The following is a 23172-nucleotide window of genomic DNA, read 5'->3' as shown; positions in this document are numbered from 1 at the left end:
CCATACCCCCTATAGGTATGTATTTTTTAAAAAAAGGTGGGAATCACGATGAGCACAAAACAAACGGAAGTAGCAATTACCGGTATGACTTGTGCGGCGTGCGCAAACCGCGTAGAAAAAGGGCTTCAAAAATTGCCTGGCGTATCAGAAGCAACCGTTAATTTTGCTACAGAAAAAGCCAATGTTGTCTTTGATAGTGATCAAGCATCGATGACAGAAGTACAAAATAAAATCGAACAATTAGGATATGGCGTTCAGCAACAAGAAATTGATTTTTCCATTCAAGGCATGACTTGTGCAAATTGCTCTGCACGCATCGAGAAAGTATTAAACAAAATGGAAGGTGTTCAACTAGCCAATGTGAATTTGGCGATGGAAACGGGACATGTTTCTTACAATCCTGGAACTGTTACACCTGAAGATTTTGTAAAACGAATTCAATCACTTGGTTACGACGCAGTTCTTGAGCAAGAAAGCGAAGAAGCAACTGATCACAAACAACAGGAGATTAAAAAGAAAACACGCTTGTTCTGGATTTCCGCAGCCCTTTCTTTCCCGCTACTTTGGACAATGTTTAGTCATTTTTCGTTCACGTCTTGGATGTATGTGCCTGAGATTTTGATGAACCCTCTTATTCAATGGGCATTAGCAACACCGGTTCAATTTATTATTGGTGCGTCTTTCTATAAAGGTGCTTATTTTGCTTTAAAAAATAAATCCGCCAATATGGATGTGTTAGTATCACTCGGAACTTCAGCCGCCTATTTCTATAGTGTTTACTTAGTTCTTTCTAATTGGAACACAGGACATACTATGGGTTTGTATTTCGAAACGAGTGCCGTGCTAATTACGTTAATTATTTTAGGGAAAGTTTTTGAAGCACGTGCAAAAGGCCGCTCTTCTGACGCTATTAAGAAGTTAATGAAATTGCAGCCTCAACATGCACTTGTCGAGCGCGGAGATGAATTTGTCAGCTTGCCAATTTCAGAAGTCAAAACCGGTGACATCTTATTGATTAAACCCGGTGCTTCTATTCCAGTTGATGCCGCTGTTCTTTCAGGTAATTCAGCAGTGGATGAATCGATGCTAACTGGTGAAAGTTTACCGGTTGATAAAGAGACAGGCGACGCTGTCTTTGCAGCGACCGTCAATTCTAACGGTTCGCTTCATGTACGCGCGGATAAAATCGGTAAAGATACTGTATTATCGAATATCATTCGTGTTGTTGAACAAGCACAAGGTTCTAAAGCACCGATTCAACGACTTGCTGACCAAATTTCCAGTGTCTTTGTTCCAGTCGTTGTTGGGATTGCAATAGTCACGTTTATCGCCTGGTACTTCTTAGTATCACCTGGAAACTTTCCAGCCGCTCTTGAAAGTACAATTGCAGTTCTCGTAATCGCTTGTCCTTGCGCATTAGGACTAGCTACACCAACATCTATTATGGCGGGATCAGGTCGTGCTGCTGAACAAGGCGTATTATTTAAAACAGCAGAATCGCTTGAAAACACAAAGCATATTGATACCATCGTATTGGACAAAACAGGCACCATTACAAATGGCCGCCCTGTCGTTACAGATTTTATTCCGGCTGATGGAATCGATTTAAATGAATTAAAAAACTTAGCGGCTAGTGCCGAAAATCAATCTGAACACCCAGTTGCGCAAGCCATCTCTGATTATGGTGAAGCAAATTTAGCGGTTAGTCTTTTTGAAGCTGTACCAGGTCACGGCATTCGTGCCACTGTAGATAATCGTCAAGTCGTCATGGGAAATCGTCGTTTGATGGACGGTCTTGCAATCGATGAAGCGCAAGCTACCGCTTTAGAACAAGACGGCAAAACGGTTATGTTCATTGCTGTTGACGGCCGTTACAGCGGACTCGTTGCTGTTGCCGATACTATGAAAGAAACAGCTAAACAAGCAATTCAAGAAATGAAAGATATGGGATTACATGTGGTCATGTTAACAGGAGACCAAGAACGCACAGCGATGGCAATCGCTAAACAAGTTGGCATCGACGAAGTATTTGCTGGCGTCTTACCAGCAGAAAAAGCCGATGTTGTTGTTAAACTTCAAGGGCAAGGTAGACATGTCGCCATGGCTGGAGACGGCTTAAACGACGCTCCGGCTTTAGCTAGTGCAGATGTTGGAATGGCTATGGGTACCGGAACAGCTATTGCAATGGAAGCCGCCGATATTACGTTAATGCAAGGTGATTTAATGAGAGTCGTCGACGCGGTTCAAATGAGTCGATTGACCGTTCGTAATATTAAACAAAACTTATTCTGGGCACTTGCATATAACTCAATCGGCATTCCGATTGCGGCAGTTGGTTTGTTAGCTCCTTGGCTTGCAGGAGCTGCCATGGCATTTAGTTCCGTATCAGTTGTCATGAACGCTTTACGTTTACAACGTGTTAAATTAAATAAATAATTATTTTTTATGAGGACCAGAAATGGTCCTCTTAATTTGCAGAAAAAAGAATGCTTACTCATTTTTTTGTATGTATATGGGATTCTCCACACCTAGTGGACGCTTTCCGCGGACTCCGCGCTGAGCCTCCTCGTCGCAAGCTCCTGCGGGGTCTCACCACTTCGTTTTTCCGCTGGAGTCGCCACTAGGTGCTCCGAATCCTAGAGTGAGTAGAGGAAAAAACTTTTCATAAGTTACTTTTATGATGAAGCGTACTAAAGAATCTTACTTTGTTTGTAGCAAGAAGCCTTCAATTGGGTTGGCCACGAAGCCTCCTGTGGGAGCAGCGAAGCGACGAAAGCTGAAGACCCCGCAGGAACGTCAGTGACGAGGAGGCTGAAGCTGAGCCCACGGAAAGCGAAGTGGCCAGCCCAGTTGAAGAATATGCATCACTATTCAGTTTAATAAGACTTTGTCTCCAGTCTAAGAGGACCAGAAATGGTCTTCTTTTTTCTGGTCATTGTTCTACTTAAGAAACAAAGGTAAAATGAGGACATATTCTTTTCAGAAAGTAGGAATTCTTCATTATGAAAAAAACCATCTTACTGCTGATGTCCGTTCAGTTTTTTGTGTACTTAGGATTCGGCATTATTATCCCTATTTTACCTGAAGTCATTGTGCAACAAGGTTACTCGGAAATCCATGTTGGCGGATTAATCACCATCTATGCCTTATCTTCGTTTTTCACAGCACCGCTATGGGGAAAACTTTCCGATAACACTGGGCGTAAAAAACTTATTCTTATCGGGCTAGCTGGGTTTAGTTTAAGCTTCTTCTTATTTTCGTTGTTTCTTGATAATTTAATGTTGTTGTATTTTTCACGCATTGTAGGTGGTCTATTTTCCGGTGCACTTTACACTGCTGTAACAGGGTATGTAGCAGATATCACTTCAAACGAAGACCGCAATAAATACATGGGCTTTCTTGGCATGTCAATTGGCTTAGGGTTTATTTTCGGACCTGCTATTGGTGGCTTGCTAGGATCGATTTCCTTATCGCTGCCATTTACGACTTCTGCAGTACTTGTACTCTTATTGATGGGTTATGCGAGTATCGTATTAAAAGAGCCTGTTCGTAAAGGTGAAGCCGTTAAACGTGCGCTTTTGCCAAAAGGCTCGAGTACACTTTGGCAGTTCCGCATTCGCTATTTGTTTTTAATGTCCTTTATGGTAACTGTTTTACTAGCAGGATTGGAATCAACTTTTCAATTGTTCCAAATCCAACAAATTAGCATTACACCGCTTCAACTTGGCTACTTGTTTATCGCGAGTGGGTTTGTCGATGCTACCATTCAAGGCGGAGTTGTTCGCCGCATTAAAGATGGTGCCGAAACAAAGTGGATCATGGGCGCACAAATCGTTACCGCTCTCGGGTTGTTCCTCCTCCCTTTTACAAACAGTTTGTTTTTTGCTGGTGTTGCACTCAGCATCTTTACTGCCGGGAATGCTTTGTCTCGTACAGCATTAGTGTCGTTAACTTCAAAAGAATCAGGTGGCAAATATGGGACAGCCGCTGGGTTAACTTATTCTATGGATAATCTTGGACGCATTATTGGTCCTCTAGCTTTTACATGGCTCCTCACTATTCAAGCCGGCAGCATTTATTATTTATCTGCAGCGCTGGCAATAGCGAGTATCTTGTTAATCGTATTGTTTAGAGCTTCTAACAAGACCTTAGCAACGACAAAAAAAGCAAGCGCTTCTGCCTGATAGACAATAGCAGGAGTTCTAGCATGAGCATCGCTTTTAGCGGTGTTTTTTTATATTCAAGAACTCATTGTTACTAAAATGACTAGCCAATACACATGAAGAAGTAAGGTGAGTGAATAAAGAACATTTACCATCACAAGCGTAAAACGCCAGATGCGGGATTGAATCTTGATGAAAGGTGTGAAGAGAAAGCTAAAAAGACAAAGGGATAAAAAAAGCTTCGTAGCTAAGAGGGCTAAAGGAGAAAGCGATACTAACAAAGGGTTAGCTTCATTTATAGCTCCAGTAGAAAGCCCTATGTATGTTAACAAGCCATCTAGGAAATTTAAGATGACTAAGCTCCAAACATATTTTTTTAATGGCTCAGCGGATTTTTCCGAGCTCATAATCTACACCCCATTCACTAAATATAAGTCCTTAGTAATGGGTTACCCTTAAAATACAGAATACAGACAATAAAACAAGGTATTTATGCATAAATTATTTTAATTTTCAATAAACAAAGAAAACTTTTCACCAAAAATACTGAACAACTTTGGAAATAAAGTTGTTCAGTATTTTTTTGACCATTATATTTTTTGAAGTGATGGCATTGCTTCCTCCATAATTGATGAGCGCATTAAATAACTTGTTAGTGCAATCAAGCAAAGACTGCTTGCTACAACCACATATTCTGCAGGCAGCATGTCATATAACAAACCAAATAGTAGATAACCTAGTGGCATCATAGCCATTGCCATCGATTCCAAAATTCCAAAGACGCGACCACGGTATTCTTCTGCTACGTCCTTTTGCATCATGACACCAATTGGCGTATTGACAAAGACATTGCTGATACCAAATATCAACATAAGCAAAAGGAAATAACCAACTGTTACGTTATAGGACATACCAATAATAAGTGGGATACCCATTCCGGCAAGCAAAACAGACATCGCCAATATCCCTCTTTTAGCAACCAGTAACGGAAATTCTACATCTTTGCTGACGGAAAAATAAATCGACGCTACTAACATCCCGATCGCAATCATGGCTTCAATCATCCCAAAATGCGTCGCATCAATTTGCAATTGCTGAACTGCAATAAACGGCAAGCCAATCATCATTGATGAAAAAAAGAAGTTAATACCTACAGCCGTCGTGACAATTACCATAATGACACGATTGGATTTCAAGTAAAAAAATCCTTCTTTCATTTCTTTCAACATGGAATTTTTCGAGCTATCACTTTGTTGTTCAGTTCGATTTGTAAAAAGTTTAAAGTTCATCGTAGACTCTAACAACACCGCTAAGGCGTATGCAGTAACTTGAATCACTAGAAAAACATTCATCGAAACAAACCCAAAAAGAATCCCCCCTACTACAGGACCTCCAATTGCCGCAATTGAAATTGCTGATTGGTTAAAACCCATTGCCCGTTGAATGCGATCTGGATCAATCAGGTTGGCAATCGACGAAGAAAACGTAACACCGGTAAACATTGTACTAATGGATAATAGCGCGGTAGTCGTATAAATAGCTGTTAACGACAAACCATTCAGTAACACGAAAACGAGTAAACCTGCTACTGCAAGCATACTGGCTATTTGAGACAAAATGACGATGGCTTTTTTTGAATACTTATCTGCAACATACCCAGCAAATGGGGACAATATCGATCTTGGCAAAATACTGCAAATTAAATTAATCGCAAAACTAGCAGCTGAACCAGTCAAAGCCAACACATACAAACTAATACCAAACGCGTAAACAGAGCTCCCAAATGTGGAGATTAACTTGCTAACCGTAAACGTATACAGATGGAATGTGGCTTGTTTGATACGTAACTCCTCACTCATCTTTTCAACCTCCTAAATAAAAGTTTAATTTAATTAAACAAAATATATCATAACCGAATTGACATGACAAGAAAAAGTTTAATATAATTAAACTAATGAAAAGGCGGGTGATCCAATGGCTACTTTAGGCGAACGCATCAAGACTTTACGTAAACAGAAAGGGTTAACGCTGCAAACTTTAGCAGGTGACCAATTGACTAAAGGAATGCTTAGTTTAATCGAAAATAATAAGGCCAATCCTTCGATGGAAAGCTTAGCCTATATCGCAGAGCAGCTACAGGTAGATCAGAATGAACTCCTTGAAAGCCTACCCACTCACGAATTGAGAAGCTTACTCGAAAAAATCGAAAAGCTTTATACAAAAGAGTTGTTAAGCGATGAATTGATTGCAAAGTATAAAAACATCGTTAAGATTCTAAAACCCTATCTCGAACATCTTCCCTTTCGTTACGAATCTGCAAGGCTCTTTGAAATTTATGGATATTGCAGTTATCATTCAAAACAAAGCGGCTGGGAAGAAGTGTTAAAAAAAGCAGAAGAAATATACGAAAGCCTGCATATGATTAACCAAAGTGCGGACCTTCATACTTTTAAAGCGATGATGGCATTTACGGAACATCGCTATAAAGATGCACTAGTCTTAATTCAAACATCAAGAAAGACCCTTGAAGAACGTGCTGGAGTTTTGGATCCATTGAAGAAATTGGATTTTGATTATTACGAGTCGATTCTTTATTCCGCTATCGGAGATGGTGAAAACGCTAAGCGTTTAATGGAGGAAGCTATTCAATACTCCAAAGAGCATCAAGTATTTTATCGAATTGACGCTCTTTATCGTCTGGCAGGTTTTCAAGCCATGTTGGAAGAGGATACAGCAAGAAAAGATTATTACATTTCGAAACTTCACTTGTTTGCGGATTTTACGGATGACGATGAGGTGAGCGCATTCGCTGATGCGATTGAAGTTCACTATTTAAATTCTTTTGCTCATGACTACCAAGCCGCTCTTGTATTAATTGACGAAAACTTAGAAAAATATCCAGAAGACAAAATCTTTATGTTTACTTTAGAAAAAGGAAAAGCTTTATATGGTCTCGGACAATTTGAAGAAGCGTTGACATGGCTGAAAAAGCACGAGCTTTGGGAATTTCTACATCATCCTTACGATTTGTCGTTGCATTATGAAAAAGATGCCTATATGGCACTCATTTACTTAGAGCTCGGCGACAAAGAGCTCGCAATAAAACACGCTACGATTGCGAAAGACTTGATCAAACCTATGCCTGACTTCCCTTATAAGACGTTTATATTAGCGGCGCACAAAAAAGTACTGGCATAACAAAAGCCCGTCACATTGAGTGACGGGCTTTTTCTTTAGCAACAAATCGCTCCGGTCGCTTTGGGGATGGCTCTCGCGAGAAGCCAGAAAGACCATCTGTCTTCTCACTCCGCCTACCCCGTGGACGCGCCTTCGCTAGTATGAAGTACTCCTTTTTCAAAAAAGGAAATAAATTTTTTTATACTCTTAACTCTTCACATTGAGTGACGGGCTTTTTCTTTTACATGATAGCGATGGTAAACTTCATAAAATTCTATGAAGTGCTCCCAGTCTTTTTCAAATTCTGGTTGAATGCAGGAAACTTGAAACAATTCCCGCACTTTTAAATAGCCACTTGCTGAATGTAACTCGAAACCGGAAAGATGGGCATCTTCAACAAGAAAACGAATATCTTCTACTACTTGAAAAGTTCGAGCGGTCGGGTAACCGGCCGCTAAAGTTGGCCAGTTTTGCGTATCTTCTTGTAATTTATGGAAGCGCTGATTTAACAGTTCATAGCGTGCAGGATATGCCTTTAATGTAAGATGTAAGCTTTCCAGTAAACTCGCTGAAAATGTAAACGGGATGTCTGTCGCATAAAGCCCAAGATCTAAATAGCTAGGCACGTTATCGTCTGACTCTATTTCATGATCTGCAAAGACAATGGCGACACCACTTAAAGTTCCGATGGCCTTGCCACTTGTTGCTGTTGCGAGCCAAACCTCTTCAAGCGAAAATGGCACAGCCCCAAAGCTACTAATGCAATCCAAGCAAAGCTTAATGTCACGCTCCTTACAAATACTAGTGAGTTCGTGAAAGTTATTTAATTGCCCCGTAGAAGTTTCACCATGAACCATGAGAATCCAATGAAAGTCTTCTGTTTCAATGCGCTCTATTATTTCTTCAAAATCGAAAGCTTGTCCCCACAATTCTTCCACTACTTCATAATCCACGTTAACACGCTCCGCTTGGCGGACTAAACGTTTGCCAAATTCACCATTCACCAAAATTAATCCTTTTGAATTTAGCCGCTTTATTTGCGCGAGCATGGCTTCGTTCGCCAAAGTCCCACTTCCTGCTAATAGATGAGGAGTCATTCCTGTCATATCCTCAAGTAATCGGTCAACTTCCTGTCGCACTTCCCGAAAAGCTGCTGATCGATGAGAAATAGGTGGTTCTTGAAAAGGAGCAGCGAGTTTTTTTGTTAAAGCAACTGGGCCAGGCACAAACAGTCTGCGTTTTGCTTGCAACCTCGCCGCAACAGAATCCATGTATTGGCGACGCGTCGTAACCATTGGGATGAAGATAGCTTCTCCTGTGCCCATTGGTTCTGCAAACGCGCGAAATCCGAGCTGGCCATATAGTTTCATTTGACGTGTTGTTCCAGAAATAACAGCTGAATCAAAACCTTGCTCTAAGCAAAAATCAGATAATGCACGGGCTAAAAGGAAAAACACACGTCCGTTCCGATGCGCTTTACGTATCGCCAGTAAACGGATTTCACAAACTTTACCCGCATTCGGCAAAAACTCTTCAAACTTCCCGATTTTCAGATCTAATGAAAACGGACGTTCAGAACGCAACGCAATCATGCCAACCACTTCCATTTCTGACAATACAATTAAATACGTATTTTGTTCATGAAAAGGATCGACACGTGTACCGCTGTCATTTGTTTGATGTTGAGGAATTTCTTCTACAAAGGTGTCATAGTTTAAGCGTGCAATTTCAGCATATTCTGCCTCTGTCCGGGCGATTTTGCACCAATACATATTTCCACGCCTCCTTTTCAGCTCCTGAACGCATCTTCTACTCGGTAAAGACTCAAATCGATACCGACAGGTTCCCCGAGTGCTAGTTTTGCCAACTGTGCACCTAAATACGGACCTGCAGTCAAACCTGAAGCACCCAATCCGTTAGCCGCAAAAAAATTCGGATATCCCGGAACTTGACCGATAAACGGCAGTGCACTTGTTGTAGCGGGACGAAAACCAGTGGCAGCCCCTGCCATTTCTGCTTTACCAAGTCCGGGTGCCGCTTCTAAAGTTTTATCAAGAATATGATGAATTCCTGCTGCTGTCAGCTTGTCATCAAACCCCACTCCATTTTCATGCGTTGCACCGGCAACAATTTTGCCATCCGCAAACGGGACTATATATTGACCATAAGGAACCATGGCAACCGGCCAATCTCCCGTTGCTTGAGATTCAGCACGTAAATGAAGAATTTGGGCTTTTTGTGGCACAATGTCTAAATCCAATCCCAATGGTTTGAATAACTCTGCTGCCCATGCACCTCCTGTTGAAATAACTCGGTCTGCAATAATTTGTTTACCAGCTACCTTAGCACCAATAACTTGCCCTTCTTCAACCAATAATTCTGCATCTCCCGTTACGCGTTCTGCTCCAAGCTTTACTGCACCCGAAATTAACGCATCTCGAATAGCTCTTCCATCAACCCGAGCCGCTCCACTTACCCAAAGTGCTCCATACTCTTCCGTTGCATAAGGAAAAACTTCTCTTGTTTCTTCTGACGATAACCTTTTAATGTCACCCATTTCAGGCGCATCAACTCTTCGCTCATATGCTTTTTGTTCCATTTTATCTAATTTACTGTCTTCATGAATGCTAACAATGCCTACTTGTTTATAGCCTGTATCCTGTTCGCCTAAAGCTTCGAGCTCACAAATCAATTCTGGATAATATTTAGCTCCACTTTTGGCTAAATTGTACCAAGCTTTGTTTCTACGTTGAGAGATCCATGGACAGACGATTCCAGCTGCAGCTCCTGTTGCTTGTCCTTTATCGCCACGGTCTATTAAGACGACAGCTGCTCCAGCTTTTGCTGCATGGTATGCAGCAGATGCGCCTAAAATTCCTGAACCAATAATAATTAATGTTTTCATGTAAACACCTAGTTTCCAAAAGTCTTGTGACTTCATTCTAATGCAGTGAACCAAGAGACTCAAATTCATTTCTTTAAAAGTGGAATATTGTGGATTATCTTTTAGATTTATGGGGTAAAGCTATATTACTGTTTTTCTCGTTACTAAGAATTTCCACCAGTCGAAAAGAACCAAATCTCTAAATAAATGATTAAAAATTCTAAAATCCGGGTAAACATTCATGATGCCTTTTTTTAAAAAAGTAAAAAGGAGCTGAGCTTGATGAACAAGAAAGCATTATTTATTTCGGATCATGGCGATCCTTTAGCTAAGCTCGGTGGTAAACAATCGGGCGGCCAAAACAATTATGTTAAGCAATTAGCACTCGCATTAGAAAATAAAGGTTGGCAAGTTGATGTCGCCACTCATTGGTGTGACTCTTCAGAACCTCAAATAGAAACGTTCGGCGCTACATGCCGTGTCGTAAGATTAGAAGCTGGACATAAAGGATTTGTTTCCAAAGATGAAATGTATTCTATGCTTCCAGCATTTTACGAAGAGTTGAAAACTACGTTGAATTTAGCGTCTTACGATATTGTTCATACCCATTACTGGTTATCAGGATTAATCGGAAAGAAATTAAAAAAAGAATTTGGATTGCCTTATGTACACACAACCCATTCACTTGCTTGGGCAAAAGAACGGGCAACAGGCATTCATGATCAACGCCGGATAAATGCAGAAAAAGCAATTTTGAAAAACACTGATTATGTATTAGCAACTACTAATAACGAAAAACAATTAATCGAATTTCACATAAACTCGCCCTCTCCTATACAAGTTGTTCCAATTGGAGTAGACCAGGCGTTTAAAGTACGAGGTAACCGAACACATTTGCGCAAAAAATTCGGTTACAGCAATCCCCTCTTTGTTTTTGCGGGTAGACTAGAAGTTACGAAAGGAATTTTCACTTTATTAAAAGCGTTCCAATTGTTGGTTGAAAAAAGTAAATATACAGAAACTCCACACTTGGTTATTGCCGGCGGAGACATAGAAAATTTTGATTTAGAAACAGGGTTACCTAAAGATGAAAAACTTCGGGCGGCTATTAAAGGCATCGAAAATCGAGTAGAGTTTTTAGGTCCTCAAAGCCAAGAAGAGTTGGCTCTATTATTCAATTCGGCTACTGCTACAATTGTGCCGAGTTTCTATGAATCTTTTGGAATGGTTGCTGCAGAAGCGCAAGCTTGCGGGAGTCCCGTTATTGCTTCAAATGTAGGGGGATTAAAAAATGTCGTTCAAGATGGCATTTCCGGGCTTTTAGTTGAGACGAAAAACGAAATCGATTTAGCTATTGCCATGGATGTTTTGTCAGCAAATACACTTTTGACAGAGAGATTAAGTCGCCAAGCTGAAAAGATTGCTCGCAAAGACTTTGATTGGGATACTATTTCTTCTCGCATCAATTCATTATATGAGGTGATTATTCGTGCACGCAGCAACGCATTTATTAGCAACCGATCTGGACGGAACACTCGTCGGTGATCAAAACAGTTTGCAAACACTACTCAGTTTTTATAACAATCAGCCGTACAACGTATCGTTAATTTATATTACCGGCAGGCATTATGAATCTGCTCTATCACTTATCAACGAGGAAAATTTACCGGTTCCTGACGTACTGATTACAGACGTTGGAACAGCTATTTATATAGGAGACACATTAGAACAAGACTTAGCATGGTCACAGCATTTAGAACAATCTTGGATGCCTGAAAAAATAGATGCCATTGCTTGCCAAATTCCTGATTTAGTTTCTCAAAAGCTTCCCGTCACAAACCGTTGCTCTTATTATGCAACTGACGTTAATATCGTAGAAGCATTTCGCACAGCGCTTGATCAAGCGGGAATTACGTACAAGTTAATATATAGCGGTGGACGTGATGTCGATATTCTTCCGGCAGGTAGCGGAAAAGGACAAGCGCTTCAATACATCTTAAATAAGTATCAGCTGAATAACGCTAAATTACTAGTAGCTGGTGATTCTGGAAATGACGCAGAGATGCTAACTATGGGCTTTCCTTCTGTTATCGTTGGAAACGCGCAGCCTGAATTGCTCGAACAACAAAAACATCCTTCAATCTATCGGGCTATGAATAGCTATGCTGGTGGAATCCATGAAGCTTGGCACCATTTTTATACGAAATGAGTCTTCCCTTTTAAGCATAAAAATTTGTTTAAAGGGGCTTTTTTTGTACAAAGTTTTAGCTTACGGGGTATTTGTTTGTTTTTTCATCTAGATGGTTTATATTTAGTAGGAAGCCATTTTTTCATTAGAAGCGATGTTATACATAAAATTATGTACTATCAATACACACAACAGGAGGGAATTGAGATGAGCAAAGTTTCGAATTTACAAAAAGAGTCCTTAATGATGCTAAAAGAAACGAGCCGGACCTTTTTCATCCCAATCAGCTTTTTAGATCCTATTTTAAAGAAAACTGTCGGCTCTGCTTACCTTTGTATGCGAGCGATTGATGAAATTGAAGATCACCCGAAACTGGATGATCAAGCTAAAATCAAATTGCTGAGCACGATTCAAAAAATGTTGGAAACAGGTTTTGATGAGCAGTCTTATTTGGACCTTGTTACTCCTTATAAAGAGTTTCTACCACCTGTTACGATGCGCTTAGCAGACTGGATCCATGTCTGCCCTGAAGAAATTAGAGGCAAAGTAATGGAATCCACAGCTATTATGGCCGGCGGTATGTCCAAGTGGGTAGAAAAAAATTGGGTTATTCTAACAAAAGAAGATTTAGATGAATATACGTATTACGTGGCTGGTCTTGTTGGCACGATGCTTTCCGACATTTGGTACTGGCATGATGGAACGGTAACAGATCCTGATCATGCTATTGCCTTTGGTCGCGGGTTGCAAGCAGTCAATATGCTTCGAAATTACGATGAAGATTTCGAGCGCGGCGTAACTTTCGTACCGGAAGGTTGGACACGTGAAGATATGTTCAACTACGCTAAAAACAATTTGGCAAAAGCAGATCTCTACGTAAAACCCATTAAAAATAAACGGATTTTAATGTTCTGCAAAGTTCCATTAGCATTAGCTCATAGTACGCTCAAAGCATTAAAGTCAGGAAAAGAGAAGATGAGCCGGGTAGAAGTTGAAGGTATTGTAGAGCAATTGAAACAAGAAGAGCGATTAAGCTAACTATCTCCAGCCTTATCTTTTAAGAGGCTGGTTTTTTTGAATCACTCAATTGTTAGGCGTTTCACGCTATTACACTTTCAAATAAATCAGCTATTTTTTTGCCGGATAGTATAGCTAAAAACTTCTATGCTTACGAATTTCACGTTAGGAGAATTCCAATGACTGTAACTATTCTCAGCTTTTTAACTGCATTTATCTTTATTTTGAACGTCCTTCTTGCTGCAGCTCTCGTTTTTCTTGAAAGACGCGACGCTTCAAGTACATGGGCTTGGTTATTGGTATTATTCTTTATTCCTATTTTTGGTTTCTTTATTTATTTGTTTTTAGGCAGAAGGTTGCGCAAAAAGACGCTCTTCAAATGGGAAGGCACAAAACGAGTCGGGATTGAGAGCTTGATTGCTCATCAAATGAACCAATTACATGATGAAAACTTCGAATTTAATGATTCCGATACGAAAGACTACGCGGATTTGATTTACCTTCACTTGCGGAATAATGGTGCGCTCCTGACTGAAGATAACAGCATTCAAATCTTCAATGACGGCCGAAAAAAATTCGATGCATTACTTGAGGACATTGAAAAAGCAACTAATCATATTCACGTACAATATTATATTTTCCGCTTAGATGAACTGGGCACTCGAATTGTTGATGCTCTAACTGCTAAAGCAAAAGAAGGTGTCAGAGTACGTTTACTTTACGATGATATGGGTTCACGTAGTTTGAGAAAACGACATTTTAAAGAGTTAATGGCTGCAGGAGGGGAAGTCGAAACCTTCTTCCCTTCTATTTTACCTATCATCAATCCTCGCCTGAATTATCGGAATCACCGCAAAATTGTCGTGATTGATGGAGAAGTTGGCTATATTGGTGGCTTTAACGTCGGCGATGAATATATTGGGCTAAGTCGGAAATTCGGATATTGGCGAGATACTCATTTGCGCATCGAAGGTGGAGCACTCCACCCTTTACAGACTCGCTTTATACGCGATTGGAATCAGGCATCTACACGCCACGATATCGAACATGATGAATTTTTCTTCCCATCTAAAAAAGCTAAAGGAAACACTTCCATGCAAATCGTCTCTAGTGGTCCCGATGAAGATTGGGAGCAAATCAAAGATGGATATGTAAAGCTCATTAACTCAGCAAAAGAATATATTTATGTACAAACTCCTTATTTTATTCCGGATGCTACTTTTTATGACGCCATTCGCATTGCTGCTTTATCTGGAATAGATGTTCGAATTATGATACCGAATAAACCTGATCATCCGTTTGTTTATTGGGCTACTTATTCGTATGTAGGTCAAATGTTAAGAGCTGGAGCACGCATATTCACTTATGAAAATGGCTTTTTGCACACTAAAATGATTGTAACGGACAATAAAGCGTCTACTGTTGGTACCGCTAATATTGACGTAAGAAGTTTCAAATTAAACTTTGAAGTAAATGCCTTTATTTATGATCAGAAAGTATCAACAGATCTTGCGGAACTTTTCCACCAAGATATGAAACTTTCAACTGAATTAACGTATGAAATGTACTTACACCGGACCAGTTGGGTTAAAACAAAAGAATCTATCGCTCGCTTGCTGGCACCAATTTTATAATTTTTTCCATAGGAAAAGCGTCTTCGTAAAAATAACGAAGACGCTTTTTGTTTACTTGGCCTCTAAATATTCCTCTAGTGTAATGCCTTTTTCATAAATTTGCGTGGCCACGTCTTTTCCAACATACCGGAAATGCCAAGATTCATACATATATCCTGTGATTTTCTCTTTCCCATCAGGATAACGAAGAATAAATCCATAGTTATGAGCATTAGTCGCTAACCACTTGCCACCTTCAGTGTCGCCGAATGAGGCAGAAGCCCAATGCTGTTCTTGTCCTGATTCACCAATATCAAACGCTAAACCGGTTTGATGTTCAGAATATCCAGGTCGCGCACTGTAACGATCCGCTGCTTGTTGGCCATCTTTCGCTACGTAACTTTCGTATAACTGCTTTTGTCGCGCGAAATTACGATACGTACTGAATGCATTTAAGTTAATCCCTACTTTTGCCGCCTCAGCTTTCATTTCTTCAAAAGCTGTGCGCGCTTCTGGTACTTCTCCAGGAGCATACGTGTCGGGAAGCGGATGTTGTTTATTCGCCACCAGCACGCCGTTAATGATTGTTGGACCTTTTGGCAATTCCTTATCTTGGGGATAGACAGTAGCATCGGTTATTATTTCTTCTACAGGCTCTTCTGTTACCGGCTTTTCTTCTACAGGTTCTTCTACTACCTTTTTAGATTCAGGAACTTTTGTAACTTGCTCTTTTGGCGCTTCTGTAGCGGGTTCTTCAATTTCCACTGCCTCTATTAATGCGTTCATGCTTTGCCGAGTGTCCCAATCATTGATGTATAACCAAAATGCTACTAGCGCTGCCATAATTGTCGACATACCAATCACCGTCCATTTTATGTAAAACTTTTTATTTTTTTGTTTGAATTGATCTAAAAACTTCATAATAAGCCTTCCTTCTATTGATATCTTTCTTATTCTACCATTTCTATGATTGAAATTCTTTGTTAACCTGTGGCATTTTCTTTTAAAATCCGCATTAAATTCCAACCTATTTTTCAGTTTTAATTTACTGTCTCGCCTATATTTTAGTATTTACTTCAACAATTACATTAGACCCCCAAAATAAATTTAGCTTTCAAAACTAAATACCCCCATAAATTCGATTGCATTTCGAATAACTCTGTATAAATACCTAAGGAGCTGTCGACAGTGAATCAAATATCAGAAAATGATATTCAAGCATTGATGAGTCAATTGGATATATTACTTGAAGAACGTATGAAAGAAAAATATGAATATACACAAAAAGCACAATCTCTATAAAAGAGATTGTGCTTTTACTTTTAAAAAAGGATAGTTGCTAACACAACAAAGAACAATACGCCAAAAGTGACGGACATCCCTAGCATCCATTTGGCTTCTCGGTGCATTCCTTGTGCTTTCATCTGACGATAGCGGAAGCTATTTGTCATGGCGAAAAGCACAGTCATAAACAGTACAGCCACTTCTAAATAGCCAAATATTAAACAAGTAAGTGAAGTAACACTTAAAAGCGCAATCGTTACTCCTTGCACTAATTTCATATTCATCTAAACATCTCCCATAAAAAGAAAGCCGGCAATAGTTGCCGGCTCCTTATTATTCTTTTTTCTCTTCTACTGACTCAAGTGCTTTTTCTGGATGATTCGAATAGAATTTACGACCGATAAAGGTTTGGATAATCAAAAGTATCCCTCCGACTGTCCAATAAACCGGTAAAGCCGCCATCGATGTAAATGAAATGAACATAATCATAATTGGTGAAATGTAAATAAACAATTTCATCTGCTTTTGTTGTTGTTCTGGCATTGTCCATAACGAAACTCTTGCTTGGAAGAAATAAACCGCTCCAGCAATCAACGTCATGATGATGTCTGGAGAACCTAGACTAAACCATAAAAATTCATGGGCTTGAACATCCGGTGAGTGCAGAATGGCAAAATACAGACCCATAATGATCGGCATTTGGATAACGACAGGCAAACATCCCATATTCAATGGGTTTACTTCATGCTTTTTGTAAAGCCCCATCATTTCCTGCTGCAACTTCATTTGCTCTTCTTTGTCTTTTGTTTCTTTTATACGTTTTTGAATGTCTTCCATTTCGGGACGCATTGCATCCATTTTGACTTTCATGCCTTGCTGACGTTTGTAAGTACGCAACATAAACGGCATTAAGACTAAACGAATAACAATAGTAATAACTACAATAGCCAAACCGTAACTTCCACCAAACAAGTCACCTAAATAATTCAATGACACGTCGAACGGTTTAACAAAAACAGTATAAAACATGCCTTCTTTGTTTTCTACTGCCGAACATCCACTCAGCAAAACAACGGCTAATGCCATCATCATTAATAATGTAATTTTCTTTTTCAATTTAGTCACCTTCACCTTTTTTAACTACTATGAAGTATAACGATAAGCAGAACAAAATTCAATCCATGGAGAGAACACGAATAAAGTTTTTAATTTTTGTGACAAAATTACGGCATTCCTAAACAGAACAGCGATAAAAAAAGTCAAAAAGAAAAGGAGAATTTCTTCTCCTTACTTAGCGTTTGGTAATGTATACCGGAAATATGGAATGTGCTGACTGTCACGAAATTGCTTTGGCGTAACTTCCGTATACTTTTTAAAGATTCGCGTAAAGTAACTTTGATTGCAGAAATGAAATTGCTTGGAAATCTCTGAAATGCCTTTATCCGAATGGCGCAGATAGTACTGCGACTCTTCTACTCGGCGTACATTCAAATATTCAACAAGTGTAATACCAGCATGTTCTCTAAAGATGCGTGACAAATGACTTGTTGAGATATTGAAGTGTTTAGCAATTTCTTCGACCGATAAATCACGCTCTACTTCATCGTTGATGTAGATCACAACTTTATTGACCGTTTGATGACCAAAAGAAGGTTGCTTGCGCTCAGAAATAATCGATACAAAAAACTCAATCAACTCGTCTGCAACAAACATAAATTCTGAATCATTCATATGCTTATCTACTAACTCTACACAAGCAGAGTTAAAAGCAAATGCTTTTTTCGGTGGAACGCGCATTTCATAAAGTTTTCGCGCCATAACAGAAGATAAGATGATGTAATAATTACGAATAGATCGAATGATATCTTTTTCCGAACGGAGTGACAGCATATCAATTAATTCTCTCAACGTCTCTTTTGCACGCTCTTTTTCAAGGTGATGAATTTCGTACATTAATTGTGTCTCAATTTCAAAAAATTTATCCAAACCATCAATTTGGTTTAAATGTTCTGTTTCACTCATAAAAATTTTCGAAATGGTTTCTTGAATAGTTGGCGCAGTGATAATATTCATGGTTTCCCCGTCTTTCTTTGTACAAGTTTTTCTGACATTATCTCAACTATATACTGAAATAAGCTGAAATAATAGAGTAAAACTGCTATTTTTGTATTTTTTTCGTGTCATTTGTTCTATACATGAACTTTACCCGTGTGCCTTCAGTAATGTTTTAATACAAAATTTATACTATATAAGACGATTTCACTAGGGAAAAGTTTCATTATTACTTCATAAAACTTAATTTTAACAGAAAAATAAAGCAAACCCTAATAAACAGCTTGCTTGCTGCGTCTTCGTTCCTAGCTTTATATTGAGTAAAAGAAGACAATACAGTTATTCGTCTTTATCTGGCGGAATGAGCGCACGGATATGACGGGGTAAGACGTCAATCACAAATGGAGTTGTACAACCTTCATCGCCATCAATATTACTAGACAACGGTTCATTTGTTTTAATAGACACTTTCGTAGTTTGAACTACTTCGACAGCTGGATCTTCTTCCAGTTTCCCTCTGATGACCGATGTAGCAATACGAACAAATCCAGGTAAAGCAGCATTTTTCACAATATAAAGATGAAGCAACCCGTCATCTGTCAGAGCTTCCGGTGCTAGTTTTTCAAATCCACCTACTGAATTAGTCAATGCGACTAATATTAATTTCGCTTCACCAGACCATATTCCATGGTCATGTTCAACTTCAAAATACGTTTCAGTATCAGCGGAAATTGCTTTTACTCCTTCGATAAAATAAGCTAGTGCTCCTAATTTAGTTTTTTTCTCAGGATCCACTTCATATGTGGATTCTGCAACATCTCCGATTGCTAATATATTCATAAAGTAGTAGTCCCCAACTTTAGCAATATCTACTCTTTTTTCATGACCTGTTTTGAGTGCTTCGATTGCTTCTGGTGGATCTAAAGAAATTCCTAAAGCGCGCGCAAAATCATTAACAGTGCCGAGAGGGATTAATGAAAACAAAGGCTCGTGTGGCTTTTCTGCTATCCCAGATACAGCTTCGTTAATTGTGCCATCGCCTCCCATTGCTACGATAAAATCATATTTTTTTTCGCAAGCTTCTGCTGCAAAACTCGTAGCATCTTTCTCTTTTTCTGTTTCTCTTGTATCCACTTCGTATCCCATTGAGGCAAGCGTCTCTTCTACTTGGCTGCGGTATTCAGAAGCTCGTTCTTTTCCAGACGATGGATTTAATATAAACATGGCTTTTTTCATCATAAGACCTCCGATGGTATAATGTAAGCAACTATAGCTGTCTTTCCCCCTACATCAGGGTGACCAAACCCGAAAAACTGCAATTTGTTAGGAAAGTAGGAACTGTCTTGCGTATTTTCATTTACCTTATTATCTTTTTTTCTTTCTTTGACTTGTTTGCTCAACTTCCCATTATAAGTCCTTACGCGGTATCGCTAGGCGCAAGTCCTTTTATCGCTGGATTGGCGGTCGGTATGTATTCGTTATCTAATACATTTGGCAATATCATTTCAGGAATTTCCTCAGATCGTAAAGGTCCATTTGCTATTTTAGTGATTGGCTTATTATCAACAAGTTTTACGTTGTTTACCTATTCGTTAATTGATGGACCCTATAGTTTGTTAGCAGTGAGATTTCTTCATGGTCTAGCAGCTGGATTAACAGTTCCTGCTGCTTTCACATACTTAGCCAACCGAACAAACTCGGATAAGCGTGGTAAAGAATCCGCATTATCCGGTGCTTTTATTGGCTTAGCGGCAATTCTTGGACCTGCTTACGGAGCCATTTATACAAGTCGGAATAGCGTTCCAGAAACGATGCTCATAACTGGCGTCTTGATTTTTTCTATTGGCATCGCCGCGTTTTTACTATTGCGCCGAACACTTATAAAAAAAGAAAGCATCACTAAACATCCTTCTTCTTTAACGGATATCTTGAAAAACATTGGCTTACTCCGTTCTTTTTCAGGTGCTTTTTTCTTGATGTTTTCACAAGGAGTGTTAGCTTATATGCTTCCTCTTAAAGTTGAAGCACTCGGTTTAGAATCTCAACTCAGCGGCTTATTGTTAAGTGCCTTCGGAATTTCTGCTATATTGGTATTCTTACTTCCTATCAATCGAATTTTTGATCTTGTTAAACCGATTTATACCTTAATCGCAGGATTTACTGTTATGGGTGCTTCTTTATTTTATTTAAGCGCTATGTCAACTGAACCTTTACTTTATGTTGGCATGTGCACTTATGGAATAGGCTTTGCTTTATTGTTTCCTTCAATCAATTCTATTTTAATCGATTCAACCAATATCACTTCCCGCGGACGTTCTTACGGTTATTTTTACGCGTTTTTCTCTGCAGGTGTGGTTGTCGGTTCTGGTATCACCGGCGCTTTAGCTTTAAACCCCAATCAAGGATTTATGGTTAGCGGCTCTATATTACTTATCGCCGCTATTACAAATGGGCTGACTTCTAGAAAATAGATAGCAAAAAAAAGAATGGTCTAGGACCATCCTTTTTCTTATAAGTTATCCGTATTTATTTTGTTTTCAGGCGTTGCTGAATCGGTATGTTCAGCCTTTTCTTCGCTGACATCATTTGATGATAGTTTTACATCTTCTGATTCTGTGTCTTTATTTTTTTGTTGTTTCTCGTTGTAATACTGAATAGTTGTTGTGGCTCCGCCTTCTGCAACCATGTCCTCTTGAGGATCTTGTAAACTGTCTGATGGTTCATCGGCATTTGAATTTGTATTTCCTGTCTTATCTAGATTTTGTGATTCCATATAAGAGTTCACCTTCACTTTCGCATCATTGAAAGCCTTTGTGGCTTTTTCACGATTTTCAGGGTTTTTGAAATATGCATATGCTCCGGCAGCTAAACCTGCCATTAGGAGACCTCTTCCTCTTGCCATTTTGCAGCACTCCCTTTTCTGTTTTCATTTCATATTTGTTTAATACCAATCTTTACCCTAAATTTTATGCTGTTAATCCTTTTTTATATGTCAAAAACATTACAGTTACGCACGAGTCCGTTTCATATCCACATGAGGAATTCCGTCTTCATCATAACTTTCTGATATCGACTGGAAACCAAAAGATTCGTAGAACTCCTTCAAATAAACTTGTCCTTGCAGTTTAATCGCCTCAGCATGCCATTCATTTGAAATATAATCAATACTGCGCTCTAGCAACTCTTTTGCTAAACCACGTCCTCGAGCATCTTTATGTACAATGACACGACCTATAGAAGGCACTTCATATTTGGCACCAGCCGGCACTAAACGAGCATAGGCTAATACATCTTCCTTTTCGCTACACAGAAGGTGAACCGATCGCTGATCTAAACCATCAAGTTCTGGGTAAGGACAATTTTGCTCAACTACAAATACATCAACACGCAACTTTAGCACATCGTATAGTTTTCTTGCGCTTAAATCGTCAAATTGATAAACCTTCCAATCCATATTACATCCCCCTTTTGTTGTTACTTATTCTACATTAGTGGCTATTCACCTCTTTTTTTGTTATGATTGCATAAAGAATTTTAGAGGTGATTGCATGATTCGCACCGGTACATCCGCAGATATCACATCTGTTCAGGAAATTGCCAAAATTAGTTGGAATGACACATATGCTGGAATCATTCCCTCAACAGTCCAAGAAAGTTTTCTAGATAAATCATATTCTACTCCAATGATGGAGATGCGTTTAAAGAGAACGATTGTTTTGCTCGCAGAACACGAAGGAGAGCCTGTCGGTTTCGCCAATTTCACGAAAGTGGACGAGGATGGCGATGCTGAACTGATTGCTATTTATATGAAACCTGAATTTCAGCGTTCAGGTTATGGCAAGCAATTGTTTACTACGGGCTTACGCCATTTACTTAATGGCAATCAACTATTTGTTTATGTTGAAAGCGAAAATAAGAAAGGCCGTAATTTTTATGAAGCAAACGGCTTTCAGTTCTTAGAAGAATTCGAAGAATTATTTGAAGGGCATCCTTTGCAAACAGCAAAATATGTTTTCGATTTAAAAACCGCTACCTTATAGGTAGCGGTTTTTTGTAAACTCATGACTTTTTATAGTGGACGATAAGGCGTGTCATCGTCTTTATGCGTTGTAGTATCGTTATTAAACGAATCTTCTTTACGACGGAACTCATCTTCTTGGTACTTGAAATCCTCGTCACGCAAAGTTTGCGTGTGTTGCACTCGCGGTTTGCGAACGAAACACATAATAGCGGCAATATAGAACAAAATAGAAGTTAATGATAATATGCCTGCAAACAAACCTGCCAAGATGAATAGTACACCAGCTGTGGATGCATTTCCTTTTTTACGAAGGTTTACAATAGCAATAATTGCTAATAACGTGCTGAGTGCCAACACGGCAATCATAACCCACCCCATCACACCAAAACCTGAAGACATCATATTCATAATCATTTCCACATCTTCAGGATTCGCCATAGTTGGATCTGCTCTAATTGCATCTTCAATAGACTGTCGGAATTCTGGTGCCCTTGAGTAACTTGCCATCGCAAAACCAATTAATGCCATTGCTAAAATATTAAAGACGATTCCGATAATACCAAGAACTTTTTCTCCTGCTCTGTTTACGGTTTCTTGATTCATTCTCCTCACCCTTTCTGTTTAATTATTTATAGTCAATATATAAGGAAAATACTCCTTTCTTATTCTTTTCCCCTAATTAACTTAATAAAACCTGTTTAGAAAGCTCATTAGCGGGTAAATTATTAATAACAAAGATTTGAAAGGAGTTCTAAATAATGGAAAAAAACCTA

General features: G+C 39.2%; 21 protein-coding genes. 9 read left to right on the top strand and 12 right to left on the bottom strand.

Annotated elements, in window-relative coordinates; translation table 11 throughout:
• Positions 1-48 precede the first annotated feature (48 nt).
• Both BBI08_RS02600 and BBI08_RS02595 read left to right on the top strand, forming a co-directional pair.
• The gene (locus BBI08_RS02600; protein WP_008498812.1) at positions 49-2436 is read left to right on the top strand and encodes a heavy metal translocating P-type ATPase; all 2388 of its coding nucleotides are present in this window, start codon (positions 49-51) and stop codon (positions 2434-2436) included.
• A gap of 566 nt (positions 2437-3002) precedes the next feature.
• The gene (locus BBI08_RS02595; RefSeq protein ID WP_008498811.1) at positions 3003-4184 is read left to right on the top strand and encodes an MFS transporter; all 1182 of its coding nucleotides are present in this window, start codon (positions 3003-3005) and stop codon (positions 4182-4184) included.
• A gap of 56 nt (positions 4185-4240) precedes the next feature.
• On the opposite strand, the gene BBI08_RS17420 is transcribed toward BBI08_RS02595, so the two are convergent.
• Together BBI08_RS17420 and BBI08_RS02585 are read right to left on the bottom strand one after the other, a co-directional pair.
• Complete coding sequence (locus tag BBI08_RS17420) at positions 4241-4483, bottom strand: DUF5658 family protein (RefSeq protein ID WP_472482581.1); 243 nt, start codon at positions 4481-4483, stop codon at positions 4241-4243.
• 270 nt (positions 4484-4753) lie between these two features.
• Entirely contained in the window at positions 4754-6022 is a 1269-nt protein-coding gene (locus BBI08_RS02585; RefSeq protein ID WP_008498810.1) for an MFS transporter, read from the bottom strand.
• Between the two features lie 115 nt (positions 6023-6137).
• Here BBI08_RS02585 and BBI08_RS02580 point away from each other — a divergent pair, with 115 nt between their 5' ends.
• Entirely contained in the window at positions 6138-7361 is a 1224-nt protein-coding gene (locus BBI08_RS02580; protein WP_008498809.1) for a helix-turn-helix transcriptional regulator, read from the top strand.
• A gap of 194 nt (positions 7362-7555) precedes the next feature.
• On the opposite strand, the gene BBI08_RS02575 is transcribed toward BBI08_RS02580, so the two are convergent.
• The gene (locus BBI08_RS02575) at positions 7556-9112 is read right to left on the bottom strand and encodes a GNAT family N-acetyltransferase (protein ID WP_065528460.1); all 1557 of its coding nucleotides are present in this window, start codon (positions 9110-9112) and stop codon (positions 7556-7558) included.
• A gap of 17 nt (positions 9113-9129) precedes the next feature.
• A complete protein-coding gene (locus tag BBI08_RS02570; RefSeq protein WP_008498808.1) occupies positions 9130-10245 on the bottom strand; it encodes an NAD(P)/FAD-dependent oxidoreductase in 1116 nt (371 codons plus the stop codon).
• 261 nt (positions 10246-10506) lie between these two features.
• On the opposite strand from BBI08_RS02570, the gene BBI08_RS02565 reads away from it, so the two are divergent.
• From BBI08_RS02565 to cls, 4 genes are all read left to right on the top strand, one after another.
• Positions 10507-11769: a glycosyltransferase gene (locus BBI08_RS02565; protein WP_065528459.1), complete on the top strand. Its 1263-nt coding sequence runs from the start codon at positions 10507-10509 to the stop codon at positions 11767-11769.
• Positions 11714-12433: an HAD-IIB family hydrolase gene (locus tag BBI08_RS02560; RefSeq protein WP_040851124.1), complete on the top strand. Its 720-nt coding sequence runs from the start codon at positions 11714-11716 to the stop codon at positions 12431-12433. The genes BBI08_RS02565 and BBI08_RS02560 overlap by 56 nt, the downstream gene beginning before the upstream one ends.
• Positions 12434-12619: 186 nt before the next feature.
• Positions 12620-13450: a squalene/phytoene synthase family protein gene (locus BBI08_RS02555; protein ID WP_008498804.1), complete on the top strand. Its 831-nt coding sequence runs from the start codon at positions 12620-12622 to the stop codon at positions 13448-13450.
• A gap of 158 nt (positions 13451-13608) precedes the next feature.
• Positions 13609-15063: a cardiolipin synthase gene (gene cls / locus BBI08_RS02550; RefSeq protein WP_008498803.1), complete on the top strand. Its 1455-nt coding sequence runs from the start codon at positions 13609-13611 to the stop codon at positions 15061-15063.
• A 51-nt stretch (positions 15064-15114) separates the two neighbouring features.
• On the opposite strand, the gene BBI08_RS02545 is transcribed toward cls, so the two are convergent.
• The 5 genes from BBI08_RS02545 to BBI08_RS02525 form a co-directional block, all read right to left on the bottom strand.
• Entirely contained in the window at positions 15115-15963 is an 849-nt protein-coding gene (locus BBI08_RS02545; protein ID WP_065528458.1) for a M15 family metallopeptidase, read from the bottom strand.
• A gap of 401 nt (positions 15964-16364) precedes the next feature.
• Positions 16365-16610 (bottom strand): hypothetical protein, encoded by a 246-nt coding sequence (locus tag BBI08_RS02540; RefSeq protein ID WP_008498800.1) that lies wholly within the window; start codon positions 16608-16610, stop codon positions 16365-16367.
• Positions 16611-16659: 49 nt separating this feature from the next.
• Complete coding sequence (yidC, locus tag BBI08_RS02535) at positions 16660-17442, bottom strand: membrane protein insertase YidC (protein ID WP_008498799.1); 783 nt, start codon at positions 17440-17442, stop codon at positions 16660-16662.
• A gap of 171 nt (positions 17443-17613) precedes the next feature.
• Positions 17614-18399, bottom strand: coding sequence for an AraC family transcriptional regulator (locus BBI08_RS02530; protein ID WP_008498798.1), 786 nt, complete (start codon positions 18397-18399; stop codon positions 17614-17616).
• A gap of 318 nt (positions 18400-18717) precedes the next feature.
• Complete coding sequence (locus tag BBI08_RS02525) at positions 18718-19617, bottom strand: diacylglycerol/lipid kinase family protein (protein WP_237146568.1); 900 nt, start codon at positions 19615-19617, stop codon at positions 18718-18720.
• A gap of 104 nt (positions 19618-19721) precedes the next feature.
• Here BBI08_RS02525 and BBI08_RS02520 point away from each other — a divergent pair, with 104 nt between their 5' ends.
• Positions 19722-20849: an MFS transporter gene (locus tag BBI08_RS02520; protein ID WP_065528456.1), complete on the top strand. Its 1128-nt coding sequence runs from the start codon at positions 19722-19724 to the stop codon at positions 20847-20849.
• A gap of 38 nt (positions 20850-20887) precedes the next feature.
• Here the strand turns inward: BBI08_RS02520 and BBI08_RS02515 are convergent, their stop codons facing one another.
• Together BBI08_RS02515 and BBI08_RS02510 are read right to left on the bottom strand one after the other, a co-directional pair.
• On the bottom strand, positions 20888-21256 hold the full coding sequence (locus BBI08_RS02515) for a hypothetical protein (protein WP_008498796.1): 369 nt from the start codon (positions 21254-21256) through the stop codon (positions 20888-20890).
• Between the two features lie 129 nt (positions 21257-21385).
• Positions 21386-21832 (bottom strand): GNAT family N-acetyltransferase, encoded by a 447-nt coding sequence (locus BBI08_RS02510; protein ID WP_008498795.1) that lies wholly within the window; start codon positions 21830-21832, stop codon positions 21386-21388.
• A 94-nt stretch (positions 21833-21926) separates the two neighbouring features.
• Between BBI08_RS02510 and BBI08_RS02505 the strand changes: the two genes are divergently transcribed.
• A complete protein-coding gene (locus tag BBI08_RS02505) occupies positions 21927-22418 on the top strand; it encodes a GNAT family N-acetyltransferase (protein WP_008498793.1) in 492 nt (163 codons plus the stop codon).
• Positions 22419-22447: 29 nt separating this feature from the next.
• Here the strand turns inward: BBI08_RS02505 and BBI08_RS02500 are convergent, their stop codons facing one another.
• A complete protein-coding gene (locus tag BBI08_RS02500) occupies positions 22448-23002 on the bottom strand; it encodes a DUF4064 domain-containing protein (RefSeq protein WP_008498792.1) in 555 nt (184 codons plus the stop codon).
• Positions 23003-23172 lie beyond the last annotated feature (170 nt).

The organism is Planococcus halocryophilus (assembly GCF_001687585.2).
Classification (GTDB): Bacteria; Bacillota; Bacilli; order Bacillales_A; family Planococcaceae; genus Planococcus; species Planococcus halocryophilus.
The sequence above is the reverse complement of the archived record's forward strand: the minus strand, read 5'-3'. Positions and strand labels throughout refer to the sequence as shown.